Raw genomic sequence first — 26,068 nt, forward strand, 5'->3', positions numbered from 1 at the left:
CTCCAGCCCAGCCGGGCAGGCATATCCCGAACGAAGCACCCACCGGAGACGATTCCCCGTGAACCAGGATATTTCGCATGCTGCAGGGATTTCACCCATCAACGGCGCAGTCGGTACGGATGCACGCCCCGTGGCGGTCAAGGCAGTGATGATCGACCTGGACGGCACGCTGCTGGACACCGCCCCCGATCTTGCGTTGGCGGCCAATCTCATGCTGAAGGAACTGGGCAGGCGGGAATTGCCGCTGGAGACCATCCGCTCCTATATCGGCAAGGGCATCCGAAGGCTGGTGGCCCGCGCGCTGACGGCCAGCCCGGACGGCGAGCCCGGCGAGGAGTTGCTCGCCCGCGCCATGCCGATCTACGAACGCCACTACGCTGCGGTGCTGTACGCCAGCACGCGCCCCTATCCAGGCGTCGTGGAGGGGTTGGAAGTGCTGCGGGCAGCGGGCTTTCATCTCGCCTGCATCACCAACAAGGCGGAAGCGTTCACCTTGCCGCTGCTGCGTGCCGCGGGCCTGATCGACTACTTCGGCATCGTGCTGTCGGGCGACAGCCTGCCGAAAAGAAAACCCGATCCGATGCCCCTGCTGCACGCTTGCCGGCTTTTCGGCATCGCGCCCCACGAGATGGTCCTGATCGGTGATTCGCTGAACGATACCCAGGCGGCCCGTGCGGCGGGGTGCCATGTTTTCTGCGTCCCCTACGGCTATAACGAGGGACGCGACGTGCGTGAACTGGATTGCGATGCCTTCGTCCCATCCATCTCCGCCGCCGCCGCGCTGCTGCGCGGGCAGTGATGACGAATGCGTCCATGGGAGAGGGAGGGCATGTGCAGGCCGGGTGCCGCTGGCGTCCGCAACTGTGGCGCTGGCATCTCTGAATCCAGCATCCCATCCCTTCCTTCTTTTCCATGGAGCCGCACGCATGACCGAAACCGAATTCATCGACCTGGCAGAGCAGGGGTACAACCGCATTCCGGTGGTGCTGGAGACGCTGGCCGATCTCGATACGCCCCTGTCCATCTATCTCAAGCTTGCCAACCGTCCGTACTCGTACCTGCTGGAGTCGGTGCAGGGAGGCGAGCGCTTCGGGCGCTATTCCTTCATCGGACTGCCTGCCGTCACGCGCATCGAGGCGCAGGATAACCGGGTCAGGATCATCGATGGCAGCGGCTCCCAGGAGATCGAGTCGGAAGATCCGCTGAATTTCGTGGCATCCTACCTCTCGCGCTTCAAGGTGGCTGTCTGCCCCGGCCTGCCGCGTTTCTGCGGCGGCCTCGCCGGATACTTCGCCTACGACACCGTACGCCGTATCGAGCGCAGGCTTGCCAGGGGCGCCGGTCCGGGCAGACTCTGCACGCCCGATATATCGCTGCTGCTATCGGAAGAATTGGCCGTGGTGGACAACCTGTCCGGCAAGCTCTACCTGATCGTGTATGCGACCCCGGGGCCCGCCGGAGAAGGAGGCGCCGGGGCATCGTACCGGGCTGCGCGGGAACGCCTGAAGAACCTGCTGTCCGGCTTGCGCCAGTCGGTGGAGATTCCCGTCGAGACGCCGAGCCGTCCCTCTCCCGCCGTCTCGGAGTTCGACGAGGCGGCCTTCATTGACGCGGTGAAGCGCGCCAAGCGCTACATCTTCGACGGCGACATCATGCAGGTGGTGCTGTCGCAACGTTCCAGCAAGCCTTACGCCGCTTCGCCCCTGGCGCTCTACCGTGCGCTGCGCGGCCTCAATCCCTCTCCCTACATGTTCTATTATCACTTTGGCGGATTCCACGTGGTGGGCGCCTCACCCGAAATCCTGGTACGCCTCGAAGGCGATACGGTGACCGTTCGGCCCATCGCCGGTACCCGCCCACGTGGAAGCACTCCCGAGGACGACGCGGCGCTCGCCGCCGAGCTGCTTGCCGATCCGAAGGAGCGGGCCGAGCACCTGATGCTGATGGATCTGGGACGCAACGACATAGGGCGCGTGGCGCGCACCGGATCGGTGAAGGTGACCGAGAACATGGAGATCGAACGCTATTCCCATGTCATGCATATCGTTTCCAACGTGGAAGGGACGCTCAAGCCGGGATTGAACGCGATGGACGTGCTGCGCGCCACCTTTCCGGCGGGGACCGTCAGCGGTGCGCCTAAGGTGCGGGCGATGGAGATCATAGATGAGCTCGAGGCTTCCAGAAGGGGCGTCTACGCCGGGGCGGTGGGTTACCTCGGGTTCAACGGCGACATGGATCTTGCCATCGCCATCCGCACTGCCGTCATCAAGGACGGGAGGCTGTACGTCCAGGCCGGCGCCGGCATCGTCGCCGATTCCATTCCCGAGAGTGAGTGGATCGAGACGCAGAACAAGGCCAGGGCGGTGCTGCGAGCAGCGGAAATCGCCGAGAACGGGCTGGACAGCAGGATCGAATAGGCGCACACAGCGGAAGACCGTCGTTATCCGCCATGGAAGCAGGCGGTTTCAGCTCATATGGACGTAACAACATTTGACAATGTGGTAAGATCTATATTAGGCTCTACAGTAATTTTCTTCGGGTGGCCGGAAAGGTGATGATCGATCCGGCGGCCCGTCTGGCGGGCATGGTTGCCGGTTTCCGATTTGATCCGATTTACGGGAACCCTCGGGGGAGATCCGGGGACCCGATTCCAGGGTGGTGCGTCACAGTCATGCGGCATAAGATCATGCGGCTAATCCTTATAACGGATGCACCCTGGCGGTGTATCCACGATCACGAAAATGATGTCATGCATCAGGGTATCGCGCTCATGAGCGCGTATGCATGGTTGACCGCCGGATTCGGGCCTGCCAGATGAGCATGGGGTCCCGGATCATCCAGTTGCGGCGAAGATACAAGTTCAGCCAGAGCAGGTTGGGCGAGCTCTGCGGGGTGACGAAGGCGGCGGTCTCCCAGTGGGAGACCGGGGCTTCCACCCCGGAACTGAAGAAGCTGCTCATGATACGCTCCAGGCTCGATTTCTCGTTGGACTGGCTGATGACCGGGGAGGGCGAGATGATGAACGGAGTCTATCCCCGCGCCACGGGGGGCGCGGTGGAGCGGCGCCTGAAGGACAGGCGCAGCATGCAGCAGCACGACCGGCGGCGCACGGACAGGCGCAGGGATGAAAGCACCCGGCAGTAGCGCGCCTCCTCGGTGACTGCCTGTACCCGTTATTCCCGGATCGGATAGCGGGAGAGCCACCGGCTGCCGGCAAAACCCAGCAGGAGGGCGGGAAGCAGGAGACCGAGCAACGCCTGCAGCAGGGCAGGCGTCCATCCCGACAGCGGTTGCGGCTGGTAGCGGAAACGCGGAAACCGGTCATAGTCTTCCATCGTCAGCGCGACGTTCTCCATGACCTTCGGCGTGAAGAACGCACGCCACTGCGCATGGAAGCGGTCGACCTGCGCCTGATAATCCCGATAGCGGCTGTTGCCGGTACCGGCGATATCGTTCAACCCTTCCTGCACGACGATCGCGGGAGACAGGAAGCGCAGCCGTGTCACGGTCTCCTGCTGCCGCATCAACCGTTCGTCATGCTGTGCCATGAGTTCCTGCGCCGCGATGGCGGCAGCCTGCTGTACCCGTACCCGCCGGTGCGCGGCATTCAGATCCCGCTGATTCAATATTCCCCCGTCCCCACCCGCCAAAGCGGAATGCTCTTCCTGGTAGCGGGCGGCGGAAGCGTCGTATTCCCTGCCGGCCTCCGTCTGCAGGGCGCGCAAGGCATTGATCATTTCCACCCTGGATGGCACTGGGTGGGCGACGTTGACTACGACGCCGAGAAGTGTGGGCACGATCAGCGAAAGCACCACCCACAGGCTGATCAGGACGAAGATGTTGTATTCGGAAGGCCTGCCCAGCGCTGTGACGGCTCCCGCAAGCGCGAACCAGAACACTCCGTAGGCGGTGATCAGGGCCGCCCATGCTGCGCATCGGGCAATCCCTTCGGCGGAAAGCAGCGTGGATATGCCGTCGAATGCGATCATTGCCATGGTTGCCAGCAGGAGAGGGGGAATGACGACCAGCGCCCGAAAGACGAGCTTGCCCAGCAGGACGGTTCCGAGGCGAACGGGATTGGACATCAGCATCGCCAGGGTGCCGCGCTCGCGTTCCCCCGACAGGACATTGTAGGTGAGCGCGATGATGAGCAGGGGGTAGAGGAATACCACGAAGAATGCAAGGTCGAAGTGGCCGATCAGCAGGTTGCCGGGATTCTCGATCTCCTCGTTGAATGCGAAGGTGTCCCTGCTGTCGGCGGAGACCAGGACATAGGAGGGATTCAGGTCGCTCTGGCCGATGGCGGTCAGAGCCAGCGGAGCGGGGGGCAGTACCGCGTAGCTTGCCGCGTGGCGGTTGCCGACCCAGAGCGGATTGGCGGGATTCCTGTAGGCGGTGGCCGCCGTATAGCGGCCTTCCTGCATTGCGGTCAGGTTGTCGCGCTGTTCCGCGAGCCTGGCCTGTTCTTCGGCCTCGGCCTGGGCAATCGCGCGCTGCTGCCGCTCGACCGCCGCCCTGCCGTTGTTCAGGCCGTACAGGGCCGCGGCCAGCAGTATCGATGTGATGAGCATGGTCAGGCGGTCCGCTTGGAACAGCCGCCACTCTTGCAGCAGAGTCGCACCAAAGATGGAGGGCGTCTTCACGACGGCGCCGTGGTCAGACCGGGGACAGCCGGCGTGTGGCATACACGGCCAGGAGCGTGGCGGCCAGCGTCCAGGCGGACAGGATCAGGAGATTGAAGCCCTGCTGCCGCAGGGCCCATCCGGCATCCGGCGGGCGGTAGTCGAATGCCTGAACCGCCGCCCATAATTCCGGACCTGCCTTGTAGTCCTTGTCGCCGTACTTGCGGTTCCTGATCAGATCCTCGCTGGTCACCGTCTGGATGTGCCTGCGGTACGTCTCGGCGGCGCGTGCGAAATCATTGTGGTGGCCGATGTCCGATCCTGCTAACCCCATGGAGACGGGTTGCATGGCCGCCAGCGGAAAGATGAAACCGGCGAGAGAGCGAATGGCTTCCTGGCGTGCATAGCTGTCCCACAGTGCTTCGAAGTGACGGTCGAAGAGGCGGTAGCCGCGCTCGTCGTCCTCCCGCAGTGCCAGGCCGTCGAAGTCCAACGGGAGTTGCTCGACGCTGGATGCGCCATACCGCTTCAGCGTTTCCTCCCGGAACCGGAGGTATTCGGGGTGCGTGTCGTCATGTCCGAAATTGGCCTTGCGCGCCTCGCTCAGGGCATGCTGGAACTCCACGGCCGTGGGTGTCGGGCTGACGAGGCGTGCCAGGTCGACCATGGTGCGCGGGACGATGAAGCTGTTGGCGACCCAGAAGGCCAGCAGCATCACGAGCGCCGCACGCGACGAGTGCGCCAGGGCGGAGACCGCGAGCGAGAGGGTGCAGAATCCGGTGAGATAGGTGGCGTAGCCCGCCGCCATCAGGATCGCCCGCTGCAGCGCGTTGTCCATGCCGATGTCGGGGTCGGGCAGGAAGGGCAGAGCGACCAGGGCGATCATCGCGAAGGGCAGCGTCAGCAGGCACAGGATGCCGGCCACGGCTATCGTCTTGCCTCCCAGGAGCGGCATCGGCCGCACGCCGATGCTGATCAGTTGACGCAGCGTGCCGCGCTCGCGCTCGCCCGTGAAGGCCGAGAATGTCATCAGGATGATGATCAGCGGCGCCAGGGTTTGCAGCACGAATGCGACCGACAGGTCGCCGAAGCGCTGCAGCGAAGTGGCGTCGCGTGCCGGGCGGAATTTGAATTCGTTTTGCTTGTGCGCTTCCATCCAGACGCTCGCGCCGACGAAGGGCGTGATGCCGGGATCGATGAACAGCAGCGGGCTGGAGGGCTTGAAGGCGTGCTGGCCGAAATGAGCCGCGCTGTGGGGATTCTTCTCTCCCTGCCCCCGCCATTGGGCGTAGGATTCCTTGTGCGCGGCGGCATGTTCCGCCTCGATACGCTGCATCTGCTGCCATCCCAGCAGCATGGCAACCAGCATGAGCAGGGTGAACAGCGCGGCGATCCAGGCGAATCTCCGGTCGCGCAGCAGTTCGAGCGCTTCTTTGCCCGCAATGGTCAGCAGCACGCTGCGTGCCGAGGGAGCGTTTGCACCGGGTACGCCGCGGAGGCGGGCAATGTCGCTCATGCCGCCCGTCTGTTTCCGGAGATGTCCAGGTAGATGCGCTCGAGGTCTGCGGAGTCCACCTCGGCGGTGGAAAGCGTGGAGCGCAGGATGCCGCGCTGCATGATGCCGACCCGCGTTCCGGTCTGCTTCGCAAGGAACAGATCGTGCGTCGTCATCAGGATGGCGACACGCCTGTTCTTCATCTGCTGCAGCAGCCCGGCGAACTCGTTGGCCGCCTGCGGGTCGAGTCCCGACGTGGGTTCATCCAGCAGCAGCACCTTGGCATTCTTTGCCAGGGCGATGGCGATGCCCACCTTCTGCCTCATGCCTTTGGAATACCCGGACACGCGCTTGAATGCGGCGTCCCGAGCGAGGCCGGCCTGCACCAGCCACTCCAGCAGTCGTTCTTCGGGTTGCCTCGCACCCAGGGCAAGCGTAGTGAAATAGGAGATGTTTTCGAGTCCGGTCAGGCTTCCGTACAGCATCACGGTCTCTGGAATGTAGGCGATGTGGCGCTTGGCTTCCACCGGATGCGTCGCGACGTCGATGGCGTCGACCAGCGCCCTGCCGCTCGTGGGTGCGACGAAGTTCAGGAACAGGTTGATGGTGGTCGTCTTGCCCGCGCCGTTACCGCCCAGCAGGCAGAAGATTTCTCCGGGGGCGACCGTCAGATTCAGCCCGTCCAAGGCCAGCACGTCGTGGTAGCGTTTGGTCAGTTCCTGCGCCTGCAGCATGGATCGTCCTCCGGGTCGAAGCGTCGCGTGCACCGGTATGAGAATTATTTCATACGTATGCCAAGCTTAGCACAGGCTCGGTGGCGTCGCTGTCAGAAAGCGCCGGGGAATCCGGAAGGGTGAAGGGAATGACCTGTCAGGAAATTCCTACAGGAACTCACGGTAGCTGCTTTTCAAGGGTATCTGTTTGATGGGTGGATAGGGAGCCCGGATGAGCCCACAGTGCTTTTTCATCCCATCCACCTCCTAGCGCGCGATACAGGGAGACCAGGGAGACCAGGGCCTCCGTTCTCGATCTGGTCGTTTGGTCCGTGGCCCTCAGGTTGTCAAGCCGGGCATCCAGCACCAGCAGGTAGCTGCGGATGCCGCTGGTATAGAGCAGGTCGGCCAGGCGATGTGCATCGGCGGTGGCTGCTTCGAATGCGGCCAGGTGGTGGTGGCGTGTCATAGCGGTGGTACGGGAGAGAAAGGCATTCTCGACATCTTCGAGCGCAACGAGGAATGTTTTTTCGTAGTGAGCGGCTGCTTCGTCGAGCTGCGCTTCTGATCCAGCAATTCGTGCGCGGATCCGTCCCGCATTGAACAGCGGCGCCGTCATGCCGGATCCCAGGATGTAGACGCTTTCCGCCAGACTGGGGAGACCACCGGCCGCGAGACTGCCGGCTCCCATGCCTGCCGACAGCACGATCCGTGGGAAAAGCTCGGCCCGTGCGGCACCGAGTCCGGCAGCCCGGGCTTCAAGCTGCGTGCGTGCATGACGCAGATCCGGCCTGCGCTCGAGCAGTGACGATGGCAGTGCTGCCGGCAGCACCGGTTCGCCTTCGGGCAGGGCCAGGGATTGCGTCAGCTGCGATGCCATGTCTTTCGGAAGACCGCCGGCCAGTACGTCCAGGCGCTGAATGATGGTATCCGCGGCCTGCATGAGCGCGGGCAGCATACCTTCGATTGCATGCAGCATAGCTTCTTGCTGTGCGGCGTCCTGTGAATTGGTTAAGCCGGCATGGTAAAGATGACGGGTCGTTTCCAGTCGTTCCCGCTGCACGGTTATCATTCGGCGCAGGATCACGATGCGCTGCTGCATGCCGCGCAGATTCAGATAGCCTGTTGCCAGTTCGGCCACCAGTCCCACGCGTATGGCATACAGCATCTCCTGCTGGCCATCGGCCTGTGCGATCGCTTCCTCCGTTTCCAGCTGCCTGCCACCGAACAGGTCAAGCTCCCAGCGGGCATTCAATCCGCCCATGATGAAGTCGACCATGGGCATGAACAGCTGTGGCCCCTGATTCCCGGGAAGCGCGATGACCCGGTCCAGCCGCTTTTCCCGGCCTCCGGCCGAGAACAGATCCAGAGTGGGATACCGTATCGATTTCGCAACGATTGCCATGGAGCGTGCCTGGCGAACGCGCGATTGCCCCATCTTGATATCGTGGTTGGCGGCGAGTGCCCGGTCGATCAATACATCCAGTACCGGATCCTTGAAATATTTCCACCATGCCTGAAAATCGATGGATTCGATTGCCGGTACACGCCGGGTTGCGTGGCGAAAATTATCCGGTACCTCTATCCGCACGAAGCCAGTCGTGCGAGTCGGAGTGCATCCGCCCAGATGGAGAAACGCCAGCAGACAAATGGAAATGATCCATCCCTGACTCATTTCAGCTGTTTCCTTTCAAGGGAGACAGATCCCGTGCCGAGCGGGCGTTCCCTGGTAATGCGGAACCAAGCTGCGTAGAGGGCAGGAACGAAGAATATCGTGAGAATGGTGGCGACGATCAGGCCGCCCATGATAGCGATGGCTTGCGGGCCGAAGAAATCGTTTCTCGACAGGGGAATCATGGCCAGTATGGCGGCTGTCGCCGTCAGCATGATGGGCCGGAAGCGCCTCACCGTCGATTCGATGACGGCGTTCCAGGAGTCCCGCCCCGTCATTTCGTCCTGGGCGATCTGATCCACCAGGATCACCGAGTTGCGCATGATCATGCCTGCCAGCGAAATGATCCCAAGCAGGGCCATGAAGCCGAAGGGCGCATCGAGCAGCAGCAGAGCAAATGCCGCACCGATGACGCCCAGCGGTGCGGTCAGGATTACCATGGCAGCACGCGACGGGCTTTGCAGATGCACCATGAGCAGGAAGAAGGATACGACAAATACGAGCGGTACCCATATCAGGATCGCCTTCTGCTGCGTCCACGCATCCTCCTTGGCAGCGCCGGTTTCAATAAAGTAGCCCGTGGGCAGGGTGGTGGCGATCGATTCGAGACGGGGAAGCATGGCCGTGGCTACATCCGGCGCCAGCACGCCGTCGACCACATCGGCGCGTATGGAAATCGCCGGGAATCGGTTGCGCCGCCAGCGTACGCCATCTTCGAAACCGGTTGCCATGGCGACGAACTGGGAGACCGGTGCCCATTGTCCATTGTCCATGCGCACCATGGTTTCGGGCAGTTCCTGGGGGGCAGTTCTTTGCCGGGCCCGCCAGACGATGTCGATTAGCTTGTCCTTCTCGCGGAACTGCCCGATGGGCAGGCCGCTGTAGTGTGCCTGCAGGGCCTGCGACAAATCGGAGGTGCGTGCCCCCACGGCCTGCGCCTTGTCCTGATCGAGCCTCAGTCTCATGGATGGGATGCGGTCGTGCCAGTCGTCGTTGACATCCACGGTGTGGGGGTTGTCGCGGACGACCGCCGCGACCCTGTCGGCGATCGCCCGTACCGTGCCGGTATCTTCTCCGAATACCCGGAACAGAAGCGGGTAGTCGATGGGGGGGCCGACGCTGAGTCGCATGGTACGTCCTCGCACGTCGGGGAAATCGCTGTCGAATGCCTGCCGGATACGGGTGATGACGCGCTCGCGCGCGATGTTGTCCCTGGTGAGGATGACGATCTGCGCCAGATTGACGTTGGCCAATTGCTGCACGATGAGCAGGAAGAAGCGTGGACTGCCCTCCCCGATGTAGGTCGTGAAATGCACGATATCCTCATCCTGCGCGAGGATGTCCTCCATGCGCCGTGCAGCCGCCTCCGTTCGCGCGAAACTGCTGCCTTCCGGTAGCCACATGTCCACCATGACTTCTGGACGATTGGATTGGGGAAAGAACTGATGCTGAGTCTGCAACAGGGCAAGAATGCCGGCGCCGAAGAGTGCAACGGTACCGACCAGAACCTTGATGCGGTGCGTGACGCAGAGAGCGACACATGAGCGCAGGTGATTGTAGAACGGGGTGTCGAACCGGTCGTGGCGTACATCGGCCTTGCGGGGCCGCAGGATCGCGTGTCCTATGAACGGTGTGAATACGACCGCTCCCAGCCAGGAAAGGAGGAGCGAAACACCCACCACCTGGGAGATTGCGACACAGTATTCTCCTGCTTGCGACCTGGCCAGGCCCACGGGCAGGAAGCCGGCAATGCTGATCAACGTCCCGGTCAGCATGGGGAAGGCGGTCGCCCGGTAGGCATGGATTGCCGCACGCAGGCGGTCCCAGCCCTCGTCGAGCTTGCGAGCCATCATCTCAATGGCGATCATGGCGTCGTCCACAAGCAGTCCCAGTCCCAGGATGAGCGCGTTGAGTGACATGCGATGCAGGTCGATGTCCATCAGCAGCATGCAGATCAGGGTTCCCGCCAGCACCAGAGGAACTGTCAGGGCAACGACCATGCCCGCCCGGATGCCGAGCACGAAGAAGCTTACCAGCAGCACAGCGATCAGCGCCTCCAGGAACGTATTCATGAAGTCGGTCATCTGCAGGTCCACTACCTTTGCCTGATCCGCCACCTGTTCCAGTTCGACACCTACCGGCAGGTTGGCGCGGATGTGCTGGATGCTGTCGGCAAGTGCTGCTCCGAGCCGCTGGATGTCTCCTTTCCTGTTCATGGTGATACCGATGCCGATGACTTCCCGGCGGTTGAAGCGCATCTTGAATCGAGGAGGATCCACGTATCCGCGCCGGACTGTGGCAAAGTCTTGGATGCGGAAAGTGGCTTCACCCAAGCGCAGTGGAAGGCGGGAAATGTCATCCACGGAGTCGAACGAACCGGAGATACGCAACGACAGATCATGCCGGGACGTAGTCAGAATTCCTGCGGGCGCCATGTCGTTCTGCGCCTTGAAAGCTTTTGTGACGCCGATGGCGTCCAGTCCGAGCCGGGCAAGCTTCTTGTCCTCGAATTCGACATATATTCTTTCATCCTGATCGCCTATGAGGTCGACTTTCTCCACATCGTCGACGCGCAGTATCTGCTGCCTGGCCGAGTCGACCAGCGTTTTCAGCTCGGCATAATTGAATCCCTCGCCCGAGAAGGCATAGATGAAACTGTAGGTGTCCCCGAACTCATCGTTGAAGAAAGGTCCCTCGACACCCGGCGGAAGAGTGGTTCGGATATCGCCTATCTTCTTGCGCACTTGGTACCAAAGACCTGGAATATCCCGAGGCGGGACGTCTTCGCGCGGTGTTATGAACAGGACGGACTCTCCAGGCTTCGAATAGCTTCGGATGAAGTCCAGGTTGGGCAGTTCCTGTATCTTTTTTTCCAGGCGATCTGTCACCTGCCACTCCACTTCGTGGGCCATCGCCCCTGGATACAGTGTCTTGACGATCATGACACGGAACGTGTACTCCGGATCTTCCCGCTGGCCCAGCCGAGAATAGGCGAACAGACCGCCCAGGAGCAGCATGGCCATGAGGAAGCTCGTGAACGCGCGATGGGCGAGCGCCCATTCACTCAGATTGAAGCTCCTCACGACGGGCGGCATGCCTTCGTGATGAAATTCCCGGCTGATTGGCTTTCATCCGCTATGCATATGCGTTGACCTTCGATCAGGCGGTGCGCGCCGGCGGTCACGAGTGTCTGACCGGGATCAAGTCCCCTCTCCACCTCAATCTGCTGGTCGCCCAGCATGCGGCCGGTCTTGACAAGTTGCGACCTGACCGTCGCGGATTCGATATCCACCAGCCACACGCGTACTTCATCCGGTCTGTCGTGCGGACTGAACAGGGCAGACAACGGGATTCCGATCTTCTCCACCGGAGTGGCGGACAGTGTTACGCTGCCACTCATTCCGAGGTGCACCTGGTCCTGTGCCTGTGGCAGAGCGACCTTGACACGGTACGTGCGGCTGGCGGTATCGGCCGTGCCTGCGATTTCGCGGACGCGCCCCGTTATTCTGTATTGCGGGTTTGCCCACAAGGAAACCGTTGCCTCCTGATCTTGCCGTATGTCTTTTATGCGGTGCTCCGGTATATCGATATGGATTTCTTTTTCGTCGAGTTGTGCCAGGCGGACAATGGGCTGGCCGGAGACCACGACCTGACCCGATTCGATTCCCAGTGCGGTGATCACGCCATCCCGATCCGCATGCAGGCGGGTATAACCCAGCTGGTTACGCGCTTGGGCGACTTCGATTTCCAGTGCCTTGACGCGCGCCTGCACCACTTTGAGTGTTGTTTCATTGCGACCGTATTCGTGGGCGCTGATCACGTTCCGGTCGCGCAGATCGCCGTACCGGACGAGATCGTCGACAGCATATCGATGCTCCGCTTGTGCCGACGCCAACCGTGCCTGGAGATTTCTGAGCGAAAGGTGATAGTCGGTCTCATCCAGCGCTGCCAGGAGCTGGCCCTTCTTGACGATATCTCCTACGTTCACCTGCCGATCAACGATCTTTCCGGGCACCCGGAAGGACAGCACCGCGTGGTAGCGTGGCTCGACTTCGCCGGCGTAGGTCGCATCATGCGCATGGGCCTGAGTGGTAATCCGAAGGATTTTGACCGGACGCGGAATGGTGGAGAATCCGGCAGGAGGGGGTGTGCAGGCTGCCAGAGTCAGGCACAGCAACGCCGGAAAAGCGAACCTGAAAGATCTGCGAGGCGAAGGATATCGGAGCAAATTGTTGTTCTGCCAGGAAGCGACGTGTGTCGGACACTCTTATTGATTGCTTAATGCAATCAATTGGAAGTATATCATTATGCTTTTTATTTGCAAGTGAAAATACTTGCAAATAAAAAGCATAAGAACTATGCTCGATACCATGGGGAAAGAATCCTGCAAGCGCTCTGCCTGTCCGATCAACTGTGCGCTGGAAATACTCGGGGATAGATGGACGCTGCTCATCGTGCGCGACATCGTGCTGATGCGCAAGCGCCACTATCGGGATTTTCTGTCTTCGCCGGAGGGAATCGCCACCAATATCCTCTCGGACCGGCTGCGAAGACTGGAGACGGCGGGCATATTGTCGAAGCGGCGAGACGCCGCCAATGCCCGTCGATCCGTCTATACGCTGACAGAGAAGGGGCTGGATCTGATTCCGGTCATGTTCAGCGTGTTCCGCTGGGGGGCCAGGCATGAACCGGGGATCGGTGAGTACGATGATCTGATCCGCTCGTTCGAAGACCATCCGGAGAAATACATTGCCACAGTCCGTCGGGACCAGGGGCAAAGCGGATCGGATGAAGGGCACGTTCGCGCATCGGCCCCTAGCCGAATATCCTCCTGAAATTGTAGAAAAAGACGGCCACCATGGACAGCAGGAACAATGGCCAGAGCTGGAGGGCCGTTTCGTGCCAGGCCGTGCCCACGACGATCGGTATTTCCAGCGTGAAATCCGCCTGGCCGGCATCCTTTCCGGAAAGGTAGAGCCTGTATTCCCCTAGTTCCTCGATTCTCATCGCCTGCGTGATGATGCCGGACTCGTAGATCGTCGCCGGCACCGACAGCAGCGTGCGCCCGGGCGCGCCGCCTTCCATCCTGGCGAGGCGCAGGGACAGCGGCCGCTCGCGGGCGGATTTGGGATAGAGCAGATCGATGGTGACGTCGAGCGTTCCCGGGCCCGGGATCTTGCCGCACAGCACCGGTACCGACATCGCGCCGACGGCGTCTTCCGGGATTTCATAATTCCCCGGAATGAAGTACGCCGAGTATCCCACCAGCAGGGCTTCCGATTCCATCGTGCAGGTTCCGCCCCGAAACCCCTTCGGATAGGTCGTGGACATGTCTCCCTGGGAACTGACGTGAAACTGCATCCCGATCAGCACGGTGACGCCGAGTGCTCCCATCCCGACCATCAGGCGCCGGGTTCGAATGGAAAGGCTTCGCCAGATTTCATTCATGCTTTTCTCCTGTGTCTGTCGTACTTGTTGCGTTGATCCTCCATCGGCCGGGGGGGGCGGATCAGGCGTCACTCCGCTCCCCGCAGGATATCCTCGGCAGCGAGCCGTGCCACGTGGGCGGCTTCGGTACCGCCGGTCACCATGGCGGTCACGATGGCGCCGTCGATAACAAGGCTCAGCTTCTCGGTCACCATGTCGGGATCGCGCGCCCCGCTCTCCACGACCATCGCTTTCAACCTGGCGTTGATCTTCTCCCGATGGGCGTTGGCGATGTCCTTGACCCAACCGCTGTCCTTCTCGTGTTCCGCCACGGCGTTGATGAACACGCAGCCGAAGAAATCGTCGCTGCCGAACCAGAGTGCGAGCAGATCGAACAGCGCCAGGATGCGTTGCCGCGCCGAGCATTCAATGCCCGGCAAATCCGCGTCGAACCATTGGAACCACATGCGCGCCTCGGTATCGAACACCGCCCGGAGCAGGTTTTCCTTGGAGCCGTAGTGCGTGTAGAGGCTGCGGCGGGCAACTCCCGATTCCTCGACGATCCGGGAGATGCCGGTGGCGTGGATGCCCACCCGGCAGAAGAGGCGGCGAGCGGTCAGCAGCAGTTTCGCTTCGGCTGAGCGCTTGCCCCGGGACGTTTCCGGCATGGCTGTTTCCTTCATGAAATTTCGTGCGGGTATACCGGCCCACGCGGGATTGCGACGTCGAGGAGAATCATGGCGGGTTCCGCTCGGTGTCGGGGCCGGGTCCACTCCGGTCGGGCCGTTCTCCGAGCCTGTCCTTGATCCTCCTGGCGATCCTGCCGGCCTCGAGGCGAATCTCCCGCAGCAGCCCGCTGAGCGGATTGAATTGCCCTATGAAGTACAGGCGCGGGGCATCCCGGATCTCCTGGTCTCCCGAGATCGTGCATCGGTCCTCCCGTGTGGCGACGCCCGGAATCCGCACGAGTTCGGTGATGCCGGTGCGAAAGCCGGTGCCCGCGATGATCACGTCGGTCTCCAGGGCCTCTTCCATTCCAGATTGTCCATCGCGTGCCGCATCGATGGAGACGAAGACGCGTACGCTCCGCCCCTGGATTTTCCTGATCGGGCCCACGACGCGAATCCGCCCCGCCCGTACGTCCTCCACGAAGGGGCGGTAGAGGATCGGTACCACCTGGGTCCTGGCAAACTGACGGGAAAGGCGAAGCGGCGGAAAAGGGAGGCCATGCGATGTCAGGTCCCCGATGAATCGGCGCTGCAGGAATGCCAGCAGGCCATCCACCCAGGAGGCGGGCAGGTATCGCGTCGCGACGCCGATCCCGATCAGCGGAATGCCGCAGACGCTCTTGGGCAGAATATGGGGCGGCGTGCGCACCGATATCGTCACCGTCCGGGCGTGCTCGACCAGCCTGCTGGCTATCTCCGCCGCGGAATTTCCGCTCCCCACCACCAGTACATGCCGGCCCGCATGGGCCTGCGCGTTCCTGAAGGCGGATGAGTGAATGATCTCTCCTGGAAAGGTTTCCACGCCCTCCCAGTCCGGAATGACGGGAACGCGTGTGCCCCCCGTCGCGATGACGACCGCGCGCGCCAGGAATCGCAGCCCGTCCCGGCTGGCGGCAATCCAGAGATCCCGGACGGGGTCGTAGTCGACGGTTTCTATATCGACATTCGTGCGGACCGTGAAGCCTCCCCGCCCGGGTAAGGTTTCGAGCAGGCGTACCATGTCGTCGCGCGCCGGCCATGGGCCGGCCGAACGGGGAAAGGGGCTGCCCGGCAGGCCCGAGAACAGGCGTCCGGAGTTGATGCGCAGGCCATCGTAATGGTTGCGCCAGACATCGCCCACGGCGGGAGTCCGTTCTAGCACCAGCGGTTCGAGACCGATACGCGCCAGTTCGTACGCCGCAGACAGACCGCCGGGGCCTGCGCCGACTACCATGACGTCATGGATGGTGGAGTCGTTCATGGCCATCCGACTGCGCTCATGGCCGGAAGCGGCAGGGCTTGCATGAGTGTGCCGGCGCTGCCGACGCCCTGACCGGATGTCCGCTAGCGGTGGACAACGTCGACATCGAGGGGAACCGGCCGCATGATCGTGTCCGGGATGGGGGCGGTCTTCAGCAGCCTTTCCAGCAGCGCATCCAGCTGTTCCGGGGGCGCATCGGCCTCGATCTCCACGCGGACACCGATGCGGTCGAAGCCGGGATGGTCTGGCCCCGGCGCGAACGCCGCGCGGAAGTCCACCCTGCCGGAAACGTCGAGCTGCAACGATCGGATGCCGATCCCGGCAGCCGACAGTCCCCCGACGTACGTCGCCGCCAGGCAGTGGCCGATGGCTGTGAGCAGCAGATCCTGGGGAGTGAGGCCCCTGCCTTCGCCGCCGTACTGCGGAGGCTCGTCGCCCGCCACCACCTGTCCGTCGGTTACGCGTGAAGTGGTACGATAACCCGTGTTCCACGACACCTTCACGCGGTATTCGGGCCGGGAGAATTCGCCATCTCCATTTTTCAGGATGAGATTCCGTATTGCCCGGGATGCTTCCGGATCGATGCCGTTCACATGTCGAGCAGCCATAGAGGAATCCTCCTGAGAATGACAGCAAAACGATCAAAACGAGGTAGACTGATCGTTCTCATTCAAATTCTAGCATTCGCTCGGCTATCCTGCAAGCCGGATATGGGTGATTCCGGGGCGAGGAGAAGACGCTGATGCCCGCCACCGCGGGGCGGACGCACGGGGACGATCAGGAACGCGGGGCTTTCACGATCTGTCGCATACCCAGCGCAGAAGGGCGTCCATCGCCGCCTGCGCGGCGTCAGCCCTGGGATGGTTGACGAGGAATACCACCACCGCACGCCTGCCGGACCGCTCCAGCACATAGCCCGCCATGGTCTTGACGCCGCTCAGCGACCCGGTCTTGACGTGCGCCTGACCGGCGACGGCACTATCGGCCAAGCGTTTTTTCATGGTGCCGTCCACTGCGGCGATCGGCAGGGACGAGATGAATTCCGGCATGACCCTGCTCTGGAACGCCAGGCGCAGCAGCATGCCCAGGTGCTCCGGGCTGATGCGTTCGTTGCGCGACAGCCCGGAACCGTTCTCGACGACGAACCCGGGAAAACTGAGTTGCCTGGACGCGAGCCACCGCCGCAGCGCCTGCTCGGATGCCGCGAGCGTCGCCGGCGGCGCCTCGCCGCCGGCGGCCATGGCGCAGGCATTGCAGGGCCCTGCCGGGCGCGCTCCGGTGCCCGCCTCGGGGTGCGACGCGGCCCCCAGCGCAAGATACAGTTGGCGTGCGGCGGTATTGTTGCTGAACTTGTTGATGTCCCGCACGATGTCGGCGAGCGGCGGAGATCGATGGATCACCAGCGGCGTCACGCCATCCGGGGCCATGCCAGACCGTGCCGAACCGCGCAGCTGCCCCCCTTGTTCCTCCCACAACTGCTTGAACAGGCCGAACACGTAGTCTTGGGTATCGTATACACGGAAGTAAAGAGTTTTCTCGCCGCAATCGGCAGAGTAGTCGCCGCGCAGGGTGATCGATGCGCGCAACCCGCCTTCGGCAAGCGTGCGGATGTCGGGGGCGAGAGTATCGCTCCAGGTGTTGCAGGGGCCGTGGGTGAGGGCCAGATCATTCCTGAGGTCGAGCGAGGGCAGGAGCGGATCGACGGCGACGCGGACGGTGCGCTCCGTGAGCTGCGGCGTCAGGCGCAGCGCCAGGGCGCCGTGGTTGACCAGCAGCGGTTCCGGCAGCACGTTGTAGGCACGGTGGGGCTTGCCGTCGAAGTCGCCGGGACCACCCCCCGGGAGGGAGAAGTGGCGGGTGTCGAGCACCAGGTCGCCCGTGACCTCCCGTAATCCGGTCTGGCGCAGGCGCCGCGTGAGCAGCCAGAAATTCTCGAGGTTCAGCTTGGGATCGCCATAGCCCTTCATCACCAGATCCCCGCGCAGCGTGTCGCCATCCAGCGTGCCATCGGCGTAGATCTCGGTCTTCCAGGTGTGTGCCGGACCGAGCAGTTCGAGTCCGGCGAAGGTGGTGATCAACTTCATCACCGATGCGGGGTTCATCGGTGCCCCGGCATTGACCGCGAGCAATGGCTCGGATGCATCGATTTCATGCACGTAGATGCCTACTCCGGAAAGCGGGATGCCCGCCTGCCGCAACGCCTGGCTCACGGGGAGCGGCAGGGCGTCCGGGCGAGCGGGCAGCGGCAGCAGGAAGAGCATCGCCCCGAGCATCAGCGCTTGCCGGGGACGGCGCAGGTCCGGGGCGGTCACGGCGGCGGGAGCGCGAGTAGGGGAGCGCACTTGAAGTTTCGAGTCACAGGCCTTATTATTAGCACTCGTTAGCAGCGAGTGCTAACAGATTCCCGAGGAGGATCCCGCACGCCGGGACTTCGGAGTATCTGAATTCTTTCATGGATTTCATCGCCTTAATTCTATAACAGGAGAAAGCAACATGCAGATTCGTCCATTGCACGACCGCGTTATTGTCAAGCGGTTGGAAGAGGAGCGCAAGACCGCTTCCGGTATCGTCATTCCCGACAGTGCGGCGGAGAAGCCAGACCAGGGCGAGATCATCGCCGTCGGCAAGGGCAAGGTCGGCGACGACGGCAAGCTTCGTGCGCTGGAGGTGCAGGTCGGCGACAAGGTGCTGTTCGGCAAATACTCAGGGCAGACGGTCAAGGTCTCCGGGGAGGAGTTGCTCGTGATGCGCGAGGAAGACATCATGGGCGTCGTCGAGGGTTAACCCGATCAATATTTCTGGCAATCGTTAGGAGAAAGAAATCATGGCAGCGAAAGAAGTCAAATTCGGAGATTCGGCCCGTCACAAACTCGTGACCGGTGTCAATGTTCTGGCCGATGCAGTCAAGGTCACGCTCGGCCCCAAGGGTCGCAACGTCGTGCTGGAACGCTCCTACGGCGCACCCACCATCACCAAGGATGGCGTCTCGGTGGCGAAGGAGATCGAACTGAAGGACAAGTTCGAGAACATGGGTGCCCAGATGGTGAAGGAAGTGGCGAGCAAGACGTCGGATGTCGCGGGTGACGGCACGACCACGGCCACCGTCCTGGCGCAGTCCATCGTCAGGGAAGGCATGAAGTACGTCGCCGCCGGCATGAATCCGATGGATCTCAAGCGTGGCATTGACAAGGCAGTGGGTGCAACCGTCGAGGAACTCAAGAAGCTTTCCAAGCCCTGTACCACCAGCAAGGAGATCGCCCAGGTGGGCAGCATCTCCGCCAATTCGGACGTGGAGATCGGCAAGATCATCGCCGATGCCATGGAGAAGGTGGGCAAGGAAGGCGTGATCACGGTGGAAGACGGTTCCGGGCTGCAGAACGAGCTCGAGGTGGTCGAGGGCATGCAGTTCGATCGCGGCTACCTTTCCCCTTATTTCATCAACAATGCCGATAGGCAGATCGCGTTGCTGGAAAATCCCTACATCCTGCTGCATGACAAGAAGATCTCCAACATTCGCGAACTGCTGCCGGTACTGGAACTGGTGGCCAAGGCCGGCAAGCCGCTGCTGATCATCGCGGAGGACGTGGATGGCGAGGCGCTGGCGACCCTGGTGGTGAACAACATCCGCGGCATCCTGAAGACCTGCGCGGTCAAGGCGCCCGGTTTCGGTGACCGGCGCAAGGCCATGCTGGAAGACATCGCCATCCTGACGGGCGGCACGGTCATCGCCGAGGAGGTCGGCCTCTCGCTGGAGAAGGCGACCCTGAAGGAACTGGGGCAGGCCAAGCGCGTCGAGATCGGCAAGGAGGAAACCACGGTGATCGACGGCGCGGGAGACACCGCCAACATCGAAGGCCGCGTCAAGCAGGTGCGCAAGCAGATCGAGGAGGCCACCAGCGACTATGACAAGGAGAAGCTGCAGGAGCGGGTGGCGAAGCTCGCGGGCGGCGTGGCGCTGATCAAGGTGGGTGCGGCCACCGAGGTGGAAATGAAGGAAAAGAAGGCGCGCGTGGAAGATGCGCTGCACGCGACGCGCGCAGCGGTGGAGGAAGGCATCGTTCCCGGCGGCGGGGTGGCGCTGCTGCGCACCCGGGGTGCGGTGGCCGGCCTCAAGGGGGCCAACCCCGACCAGGATGCCGGCATCAAGATCGTGCAGCGGGCACTGGAGGAACCGCTGCGCCAGATCGTGGCCAACAGCGGCGACGAGCCTTCGGTGGTCATCAACAAGGTGCTGGAAGGCAACGGCAATTTCGGCTACAACGCCGCAAGCGGGGAATATGGCGACATGGTGGAGATGGGCGTGCTGGATCCCACCAAGGTGACGCGCTACGCCCTGCAACACGCCGCTTCCGTGGCGGGCCTGATGCTGACCACCGACGCGCTGGTGGCGGAACTGCCGAAGGAGGAATCGGGCGGTGCCGGCGGCATGGGCGGCATGGGTGGCATGGGCGGCATGGGTGGCATGGGCGGCATGGACATGTAGCCTCATGTCCCGCGCGTGTCGGTCCGATGCGCCTGCAACACACTAAAAACCCCGCGTCAGCGGGGTTTTTAGTGTCAAGGTCCGCCCCCGCCCGTATAATTTGGGCAACCGGCCATGGAAAATTTTGATTTATCGGAGGTTGCCGGGGAAAGCGGCGCGGATTTCCAGGAAGAAGTATTCCTGGCCGCGATATGCGCAAATCAGGCAGGACGGATGAAATGAACTGTGATTCATCACAGCGTTCTCCGGGGCGGGCTGGGTGGAGCGCAGCGCAACCCAGCCCGCCCCTGCTGATTCGCTCGACGCTGTTCCGCGATGGATCGAATTCTTCCGTCCGCGCGCGGCGACTCGAGCAGGGCGGAGACATCCGATGACGGGTGCATGTTTTTCACTATCCATGGCGTAGCGGCCACCCGGCGGTTTTCATCCCGGAACAGAGCGATGACTCCAGATCAGTATTGTCAGGAAAAGGCGATTCAGAGCGGATCGAGTTTTTATTACAGCTTCCTCTATCTGCCCGCCGAAAGGCGGCGGGCGATCACGGCCCTGTATGCCTTCTGCCGCGAGGTCGACGACGTGGTGGACGAATGCACCGATCCCGCAGTGGCGCGGGCAAAGCTCGCGTGGTGGCGGCACGAGGTCGCGCGCATCTTCGACGGGGCGGAAGGCGGCCCCGCACATCCGGTGACCAAGGCCCTGGCCGCCGTCGCGGAGAGATTCGATCTCACCGAGAAGCGGCTGAACGAGATCATCGACGGCATGGAAATGGATCTGGACTACAACCGCTACGCCGACTTCGAAACCCTGAAACGCTACTGTTACCATGTCGCGAGCGTGGTGGGGTTGTGTTCCGCAGGGATTTTCGGCTACCGCAATGCGGACACACTCGCGTACGCCCAGGATCTGGGGCTTGCCTTTCAGCTGACCAACATCATTCGCGACGTGGGGGAGGATGCGCGCCGCGACCGTATCTATCTGCCGCAGGATGAACTGAGCCGCTTCGGGGTTTCCGATGAGGATATCCTGCATGCGCGCGAAACGGATGGTTTCCGGCAATTGATGGAATTCCAGATCGAGCGGGCCGAGGGCTGCTACGCGCAGGCGTATGCCGCGCTGCCGGCGGAGGATCGCAGGAGCCAGCGTCCCGGCATCATCATGGCGGCGATCTATCAGACCCTGCTGAAGGAGATCAGGCGCGACGGATGCCATGTCATGCGGGAGCGCGTGAGCCTGACTCCGATACGCAAGCTGTGGATCGCATGGACGACATGGATCAGGGGATGAGCGGCTTCGATGACTATCGTGCGCCGTCGAATCTGCTCGAGGGCCGCGTGATCCTGGTCACCGGTGCGGGCCAGGGGATCGGCCGGGTGGCGGCGCTGGCCTATGCCGCGCACGGCGCGACGGTAATCCTGCATGGACGGCGGGTCGAGAAGCTGGAAGGCGTTTATGACGAAATCGAGGCTCATGGCGGAGCCCAGCCGGCCATCTTTCCGCTCGATCTGGAAAAGGCGGAAGACACGGATTTCCAGGCGCTGGCGCAGGCCATCAGACTGCAACTCGGCCGACTGGACGGCATCCTGCACAATGCCGCGCTGATGTTCAATCTGGCCCCGCTGGAAAACCAGACGCTGGCGCAGTGGGTGGCGCTGCTGCGGGTCAATCTGGTGGCGCCGTTCGCTCTGACGCGCGCCTGCCTGCCGCTTCTGAAGGCGGCACCGGATGCCAGCGTGATCATGACCTCGGAGACGCACGGCCACGACCCCGCTGCCTACTGGGGGGGGTTCGCGGTAGCGAAGGCGGGACTGGAGGCGCTGGGGAAGATTCAATCCCAGGAATGGGGAAAGTTCCCGAATCTGCGTCTCAACGTCCTGGTTCCCGGACCCGTGCAGGCGCCCCAGCGTACGCGGACCCATCCTGGAGAGGCGAAGCAGACATTGCGCCGGCCCGAGGATCTCATGCCACGCTATCTTTATCTGATGGGCCCGGACAGTCGGGCGGTCAGGGGGCAGACCCTGGTTTGCTGACTGCGCGCGGCCATGCCGCTGCGCGTGCGTGAGCCGAGCCGCTGTGTGGCCGCGGAGAAATGGGTATAATGTTCTGGATTGCCGGCGGCGCGCGAAAGTGGCGGAATTGGTAGACGCACCAGATTTAGGTTCTGGCGCCGAAAGGTGTGGGGGTTCGAGTCCCCCCTTTCGCACCAGGAGCCGTGACAGGCCCGATCCGTCCCTGTGCCCGGCTTCGCATGTCCGCAGCGATCCCGGCATGCCGTGCAGCAACGCATGAATTATCAATCTCGAGGAATGCCATGCAATCGAATGTCGAGGATCTGGGTGCGCTGGCACGTCGCCTGAACGTTTCCATCCCTCATGAGAAGATCGAGACGGAGATCGAAAACCGTCTGAAACGGTTGGCGCGCACCGCAAAAGTTCACGGTTTCAGGCCTGGAAAGGTGCCGTTGAAGATCATTGCGCAGCAGTATGGGCCGCAGGTGCGGCAGGAGGTCGTGGGGGACGTTTTGCAGCAGAACTTCACCGAGGCGATACGCGAGCAGAACCTGCGGGTGGCGGGCCATCCGCAGTTCGAGCCGAAACCGGGTGCGGACGATGCCTCCCGGTTCGAGTTCAGTGCGACATTCGAAGTCTATCCCGAGGTGGTGCCGGGCGAGTTGAATGGCGTCCGGATCGAGCGCCCCGTGGTCGAGGTGACCGAATCCGACATCGACCGGACGCTCGGGATCCTGCGCAAGCAGCAGGCCACCTACGAGGCCGAGGATCGCCCGGCAGCCCGCGGTGATCGGATCACGCTCGATTATCGAGGTACCCTGGACGGTGTGGAATTCGCGGGTGGAAAGGCGGAGAATGTTTCCATCGTGCTGGGCGAGGGGAAGTTGCTGGCGGACTTCGAAGCCCCTCTGGAAGGCATGCGCGCCGGGGACCGGAAAACGTTTGATGTCACCTTTCCGGCGGACTATCATGGAAAGGAAGTGGCGGGGAAGACGGCGACATTCGAAGTTCGGCTCGGGGGCGTGGAGGGAATCAGGCTCCCGGAAGTGGATGCCGGTTTTGCCAGGGTGCTGGGCGTTCCCGACGGCAATACCGACACGATGCGGGAAGAGATCCGGGCCAACTTGAAGCGCGAGATACTCAAGCGTACCCAGGCTAAGATCAAGGAGCGGGTCATGCAGGCGCTCCTGGATGCGACTGCGATCCAGACTCCCAAGGTACTGGTGGAGCGGGAACTGGAGCGGCTGCTGCAGGAGGCGCGCAGCGACTTCGAGTCGCGCGGCGTGAGCGCCCGAGACGTGCCGCTGCCCCAGGACCTGTTTCGCGAGCAGGCCCAGCGTCGCGTGAGCCTGGGCCTGATACTGGCCGAGGTGGTGAAGGCGAACGGCCTGAAGGCGAGGCCGGAGGAAGTCCGCGCGGTGGTTGAGGATGTCGCGCAAAGCTACGAAGACCCCGAAGAGGTGATCAGGTGGCACTACGCCTCGCCGGAACGGTTGCATGAGGTGGAGTCGGCAGTGCTGGAAGACAACGTAGTGGCGTGGGTGCTGGAGCGGGTCACGGTGAGCGACAGGCCGATGACGCTGGACGAATTGATGGGAAGGGCATGAGATGACGCGGCGATTCGAAGGAGCGGGTGATTTCCACGGGCCGAGCAGCCTGGGACTGATTCCCATGGTGATCGAGACCAGCGGGCGCGGGGAGCGTGCGTACGATATCTATTCCCGCCTGCTGAAGGAGCGTCTGGTGTTTCTGGTGGGGCCGGTGACGGAAGTTTCCGCCAACCTCATCGTTGCGCAGCTATTGTTCCTGGAATCGGAAAACGCGGACAAGGACATCCATTTTTATATCAACTCCCCGGGTGGGCTGGTTTCGGCGGGCATGGCCATCTATGACACCATGCAGTTCATCAAGCCCGATGTCAGCACCCTCTGCATCGGCCAGGCCGCCAGCATGGGGTCGCTGCTGCTGGCTGCAGGTGCGCACGGCAAGCGTTTTTGCCTGCCCAATTCGCGTGTTATGATTCATCAGCCATTGGGAGGGTTCCAGGGTCAGGCGTCGGATATCGAGATACACGCCCGGGAAATTCTGTTCCTCAAGGGCCGGCTGAATGAACTCATGGCCAGGCATACGGGACAAAGCATAGAGAAGATCCAGAAGGATACCGACAGGGACAACTTCCTCAGTGCGCAGGAGTCAGTGGAATATGGACTGGTGGATGGTGTGCTGACCGCCCGCGGCGACGGCGATGCGGGCGGATCGGGTGCTCTCTAGGCGTGCAGGTGGGGATTTGGCGACGAGCGCAGGGCTCGGATGACGCGGGATAGACTATGTCGGAGAAAACTGGCGGCGAGAAACTGCTCTACTGCTCCTTCTGCGGTAAAAGCCAGCATGAGGTGAAAAAACTCATTGCAGGTCCGTCGGTATTCATCTGCGACGAGTGCATCGAACTCTGCAACGACATCATCCGCGAGGAGATCCAGGGAACCGAGGCTGCGAAGCTCACCAAGTCGGATCTCCCCGTTCCACACGAGATCTGCCAGATTCTGGACCAGTACGTGATCGGCCAGGAGTCTGCCAAGAAGATTCTGTCGGTGGCGGTATACAACCACTACAAGCGCCTGAGGAATCTGGCGAAGACCGGCGATGCGGACGACGTCGAGCTGGCGAAGAGCAACATCCTGCTCATCGGCCCCACCGGTTCTGGCAAGACGCTGCTTGCGCAGACGCTGGCCCGCCTGCTGGACGTGCCGTTCGTCATGGCCGATGCGACCACCCTCACGGAGGCGGGCTACGTCGGCGAGGACGTCGAGAACATCATCCAGAAGCTGCTGCAGAAGTGCAACTACGATGCCGAGAAGGCGCAGCAGGGGATCGTCTATATCGACGAGATCGACAAGATCTCGCGCAAGTCCGACAACCCGTCCATTACCCGCGACGTGTCCGGGGAAGGCGTGCAACAGGCCTTGCTGAAGCTGATCGAGGGCACGGTTGCATCGGTCCCCCCCCAGGGCGGGAGGAAGCATCCGAACCAGGAATTCGTGCAGGTGGATACCACCAACATCCTGTTCATCTGCGGCGGCGCCTTCGACGGCCTCGACAAGGTGATCCAGGCCCGTTCCGAAAAGGGCGGCATCGGCTTCAACGCCAACGTGCGCAGCCATGATACCAGCAGGAGCTTTGGCGTCATGCTGAAGGGCGTGGAACCGGAGGATCTGGTCAAGTACGGTCTGATCCCGGAATTCGTCGGGCGCCTGCCGGTGGTGGCCACCCTGGAGGAACTGGATGAGCTGGCGCTGATCCAGATCCTGACCGAGCCCAAGAACGCCCTGATCAAGCAGTACCAGAAGATGTTTCACATGGAGGGCGGGGTCGACCTCGAATTCCGCGAGCAGGCACTCAAGGCGATCGCCCGTAAGGCGCTGGCTCGCAAGACCGGTGCGCGCGGCCTGCGTTCCATCCTGGAGAGCACGCTGCTGGACACCATGTTCGATCTTCCGTCCCTGGAGAACGTCGCCAAGGTCGTCATCGATCACGGCTCCGTGGGAGGTGACATCAAGCCTATCCTGATCTATTCGGACAAGCCGAAGGTGGCAAAAAGCGTTTGAGCCCGGCCGCAGTTCTCTGCGTCATCTTGAATTTTCCCGGGACACCCCCATACCATGATCCTTGGCCATCCTTTTTA

At 62.3% G+C, this 26,068-nt stretch carries 22 protein-coding genes and 1 tRNA gene; 12 read left to right on the forward strand and 11 right to left on the reverse strand.

Features of this window, described 5'->3' with window-relative positions:
• Positions 1-70 precede the first annotated feature (70 nt).
• From BT108_RS07465 to BT108_RS07480, 3 genes are all read left to right on the forward strand, one after another.
• The gene (locus tag BT108_RS07465; protein ID WP_369816961.1) at positions 71-799 is read left to right on the forward strand and encodes a phosphoglycolate phosphatase; all 729 of its coding nucleotides are present in this window, start codon (positions 71-73) and stop codon (positions 797-799) included.
• A 127-nt stretch (positions 800-926) separates the two neighbouring features.
• Positions 927-2,417 carry an anthranilate synthase component I gene (gene trpE, locus BT108_RS07470; protein ID WP_072293911.1) on the forward strand — a complete coding sequence of 497 codons (1,491 nt, stop codon included), beginning with the start codon at positions 927-929 and terminating at the stop codon, positions 2,415-2,417.
• Between the two features lie 367 nt (positions 2,418-2,784).
• Positions 2,785-3,144: a helix-turn-helix domain-containing protein gene (locus BT108_RS07480; protein WP_083566294.1), complete on the forward strand. Its 360-nt coding sequence runs from the start codon at positions 2,785-2,787 to the stop codon at positions 3,142-3,144.
• A gap of 29 nt (positions 3,145-3,173) precedes the next feature.
• On the opposite strand, the gene BT108_RS07485 is transcribed toward BT108_RS07480, so the two are convergent.
• The 6 genes from BT108_RS07485 to BT108_RS07510 form a co-directional block, all read right to left on the reverse strand.
• Positions 3,174-4,643, reverse strand: a complete 1,470-nt coding sequence (locus BT108_RS07485) for a DUF3526 domain-containing protein (RefSeq protein WP_177257276.1) — start codon at positions 4,641-4,643, stop codon at positions 3,174-3,176.
• Positions 4,644-4,656: 13 nt separating this feature from the next.
• Entirely contained in the window at positions 4,657-6,138 is a 1,482-nt protein-coding gene (locus tag BT108_RS07490; protein WP_072293915.1) for a DUF3526 domain-containing protein, read from the reverse strand.
• The gene (locus tag BT108_RS07495; protein WP_072293916.1) at positions 6,135-6,851 is read right to left on the reverse strand and encodes an ABC transporter ATP-binding protein; all 717 of its coding nucleotides are present in this window, start codon (positions 6,849-6,851) and stop codon (positions 6,135-6,137) included. Before BT108_RS07495 ends, BT108_RS07490 begins: the two co-directional genes overlap by 4 nt.
• Before the next feature lie 157 nt (positions 6,852-7,008).
• On the reverse strand, positions 7,009-8,505 hold the full coding sequence (locus BT108_RS07500; RefSeq protein ID WP_072293917.1) for an efflux transporter outer membrane subunit: 1,497 nt from the start codon (positions 8,503-8,505) through the stop codon (positions 7,009-7,011).
• Positions 8,502-11,597, reverse strand: a complete 3,096-nt coding sequence (locus BT108_RS07505; protein WP_255369654.1) for an efflux RND transporter permease subunit — start codon at positions 11,595-11,597, stop codon at positions 8,502-8,504. The genes BT108_RS07500 and BT108_RS07505 overlap by 4 nt, the downstream gene beginning before the upstream one ends.
• Positions 11,582-12,679, reverse strand: coding sequence for an efflux RND transporter periplasmic adaptor subunit (locus tag BT108_RS07510; protein ID WP_177257277.1), 1,098 nt, complete (start codon positions 12,677-12,679; stop codon positions 11,582-11,584). Before BT108_RS07510 ends, BT108_RS07505 begins: the two co-directional genes overlap by 16 nt.
• A 181-nt stretch (positions 12,680-12,860) precedes the next feature.
• On the opposite strand from BT108_RS07510, the gene BT108_RS07515 reads away from it, so the two are divergent.
• Positions 12,861-13,337, forward strand: a complete 477-nt coding sequence (locus tag BT108_RS07515; protein WP_083566296.1) for a winged helix-turn-helix transcriptional regulator — start codon at positions 12,861-12,863, stop codon at positions 13,335-13,337.
• Here BT108_RS07515 and BT108_RS07520 read toward each other — a convergent pair.
• From BT108_RS07520 to dacB, 5 genes are all read right to left on the reverse strand, one after another.
• A complete protein-coding gene (locus tag BT108_RS07520; RefSeq protein ID WP_072293919.1) occupies positions 13,318-13,950 on the reverse strand; it encodes a hypothetical protein in 633 nt (210 codons plus the stop codon). The genes BT108_RS07515 and BT108_RS07520 overlap by 20 nt on opposite strands.
• Positions 13,951-14,018: 68 nt before the next feature.
• Complete coding sequence (locus tag BT108_RS07525; protein ID WP_072293920.1) at positions 14,019-14,597, reverse strand: TetR/AcrR family transcriptional regulator; 579 nt, start codon at positions 14,595-14,597, stop codon at positions 14,019-14,021.
• Positions 14,598-14,664: 67 nt separating this feature from the next.
• Positions 14,665-15,897, reverse strand: coding sequence for a flavin-containing monooxygenase (locus BT108_RS07530; protein ID WP_072293953.1), 1,233 nt, complete (start codon positions 15,895-15,897; stop codon positions 14,665-14,667).
• An 83-nt stretch (positions 15,898-15,980) separates the two neighbouring features.
• The gene (locus tag BT108_RS07535; protein ID WP_072293921.1) at positions 15,981-16,505 is read right to left on the reverse strand and encodes an OsmC family protein; all 525 of its coding nucleotides are present in this window, start codon (positions 16,503-16,505) and stop codon (positions 15,981-15,983) included.
• A gap of 186 nt (positions 16,506-16,691) precedes the next feature.
• Positions 16,692-18,239 carry a D-alanyl-D-alanine carboxypeptidase/D-alanyl-D-alanine endopeptidase gene (gene dacB, locus BT108_RS07540; RefSeq protein ID WP_255369655.1) on the reverse strand — a complete coding sequence of 516 codons (1,548 nt, stop codon included), beginning with the start codon at positions 18,237-18,239 and terminating at the stop codon, positions 16,692-16,694.
• A 151-nt stretch (positions 18,240-18,390) separates the two neighbouring features.
• On the opposite strand from dacB, the gene groES reads away from it, so the two are divergent.
• The 8 genes from groES to clpX all read left to right on the forward strand — a co-directional run bounded on the left by groES (position 18,391) and on the right by clpX (position 25,991).
• Positions 18,391-18,681, forward strand: coding sequence for a co-chaperone GroES (groES, locus tag BT108_RS07545; RefSeq protein WP_072293923.1), 291 nt, complete (start codon positions 18,391-18,393; stop codon positions 18,679-18,681).
• A 40-nt stretch (positions 18,682-18,721) separates the two neighbouring features.
• Positions 18,722-20,380 (forward strand): chaperonin GroEL, encoded by a 1,659-nt coding sequence (gene groL, locus BT108_RS07550; protein ID WP_072293924.1) that lies wholly within the window; start codon positions 18,722-18,724, stop codon positions 20,378-20,380.
• A gap of 441 nt (positions 20,381-20,821) precedes the next feature.
• Positions 20,822-21,664, forward strand: coding sequence for a presqualene diphosphate synthase HpnD (gene hpnD / locus BT108_RS07555; protein WP_072293925.1), 843 nt, complete (start codon positions 20,822-20,824; stop codon positions 21,662-21,664).
• Complete coding sequence (locus BT108_RS07560) at positions 21,661-22,407, forward strand: YciK family oxidoreductase (RefSeq protein WP_072293926.1); 747 nt, start codon at positions 21,661-21,663, stop codon at positions 22,405-22,407. The genes hpnD and BT108_RS07560 overlap by 4 nt, the downstream gene beginning before the upstream one ends.
• 91 nt (positions 22,408-22,498) lie before the next feature.
• Positions 22,499-22,583 (forward strand) — tRNA-Leu (locus BT108_RS07565).
• 105 nt (positions 22,584-22,688) lie between these two features.
• Positions 22,689-23,993: a trigger factor gene (gene tig / locus BT108_RS07570; RefSeq protein ID WP_072293927.1), complete on the forward strand. Its 1,305-nt coding sequence runs from the start codon at positions 22,689-22,691 to the stop codon at positions 23,991-23,993.
• 1 nt (position 23,994) lies between these two features.
• Positions 23,995-24,657: an ATP-dependent Clp endopeptidase proteolytic subunit ClpP gene (gene clpP / locus BT108_RS07575; protein ID WP_072293928.1), complete on the forward strand. Its 663-nt coding sequence runs from the start codon at positions 23,995-23,997 to the stop codon at positions 24,655-24,657.
• Between the two features lie 56 nt (positions 24,658-24,713).
• Positions 24,714-25,991 (forward strand): ATP-dependent Clp protease ATP-binding subunit ClpX, encoded by a 1,278-nt coding sequence (gene clpX / locus BT108_RS07580; protein WP_072293929.1) that lies wholly within the window; start codon positions 24,714-24,716, stop codon positions 25,989-25,991.
• Positions 25,992-26,068 lie beyond the last annotated feature (77 nt).

This window comes from Nitrosovibrio sp. Nv17 (genome assembly GCF_900119085.1).
Classification (GTDB): domain Bacteria; phylum Pseudomonadota; class Gammaproteobacteria; order Burkholderiales; family Nitrosomonadaceae; genus Nitrosospira.

What these genes read in the sequence shown, in the direction of transcription:
- BT108_RS07495 (WP_072293916.1), bottom strand. Translation starts at nt 6,851, where the DNA reads ATGCTGCAGGCGCAGGAACTGACCAAACGCTACCACGACGTGCTGGCC.
- BT108_RS07520 (WP_072293919.1), bottom strand. Translation starts at nt 13,950, where the DNA reads ATGAATGAAATCTGGCGAAGCCTTTCCATTCGAACCCGGCGCCTGATG.
- BT108_RS07525 (WP_072293920.1), bottom strand. Translation starts at nt 14,597, where the DNA reads ATGCCGGAAACGTCCCGGGGCAAGCGCTCAGCCGAAGCGAAACTGCTG.
- BT108_RS07505 (WP_255369654.1), bottom strand. Translation starts at nt 11,597, where the DNA reads ATGCCGCCCGTCGTGAGGAGCTTCAATCTGAGTGAATGGGCGCTCGCC.
- BT108_RS07530 (WP_072293953.1), bottom strand. Translation starts at nt 15,897, where the DNA reads ATGAACGACTCCACCATCCATGACGTCATGGTAGTCGGCGCAGGCCCC.
- groL (WP_072293924.1), top strand. Translation starts at nt 18,722, where the DNA reads ATGGCAGCGAAAGAAGTCAAATTCGGAGATTCGGCCCGTCACAAACTC.
- hpnD (WP_072293925.1), top strand. Translation starts at nt 20,822, where the DNA reads ATGACTCCAGATCAGTATTGTCAGGAAAAGGCGATTCAGAGCGGATCG.
- BT108_RS07560 (WP_072293926.1), top strand. Translation starts at nt 21,661, where the DNA reads ATGAGCGGCTTCGATGACTATCGTGCGCCGTCGAATCTGCTCGAGGGC.
- groES (WP_072293923.1), top strand. Translation starts at nt 18,391, where the DNA reads ATGCAGATTCGTCCATTGCACGACCGCGTTATTGTCAAGCGGTTGGAA.
- trpE (WP_072293911.1), top strand. Translation starts at nt 927, where the DNA reads ATGACCGAAACCGAATTCATCGACCTGGCAGAGCAGGGGTACAACCGC.
- BT108_RS07490 (WP_072293915.1), bottom strand. Translation starts at nt 6,138, where the DNA reads ATGAGCGACATTGCCCGCCTCCGCGGCGTACCCGGTGCAAACGCTCCC.
- tig (WP_072293927.1), top strand. Translation starts at nt 22,689, where the DNA reads ATGCAATCGAATGTCGAGGATCTGGGTGCGCTGGCACGTCGCCTGAAC.
- BT108_RS07535 (WP_072293921.1), bottom strand. Translation starts at nt 16,505, where the DNA reads ATGGCTGCTCGACATGTGAACGGCATCGATCCGGAAGCATCCCGGGCA.
- clpP (WP_072293928.1), top strand. Translation starts at nt 23,995, where the DNA reads ATGACGCGGCGATTCGAAGGAGCGGGTGATTTCCACGGGCCGAGCAGC.
- BT108_RS07500 (WP_072293917.1), bottom strand. Translation starts at nt 8,505, where the DNA reads ATGAGTCAGGGATGGATCATTTCCATTTGTCTGCTGGCGTTTCTCCAT.
- BT108_RS07480 (WP_083566294.1), top strand. Translation starts at nt 2,785, where the DNA reads ATGGTTGACCGCCGGATTCGGGCCTGCCAGATGAGCATGGGGTCCCGG.
- BT108_RS07515 (WP_083566296.1), top strand. Translation starts at nt 12,861, where the DNA reads ATGCTCGATACCATGGGGAAAGAATCCTGCAAGCGCTCTGCCTGTCCG.
- clpX (WP_072293929.1), top strand. Translation starts at nt 24,714, where the DNA reads ATGTCGGAGAAAACTGGCGGCGAGAAACTGCTCTACTGCTCCTTCTGC.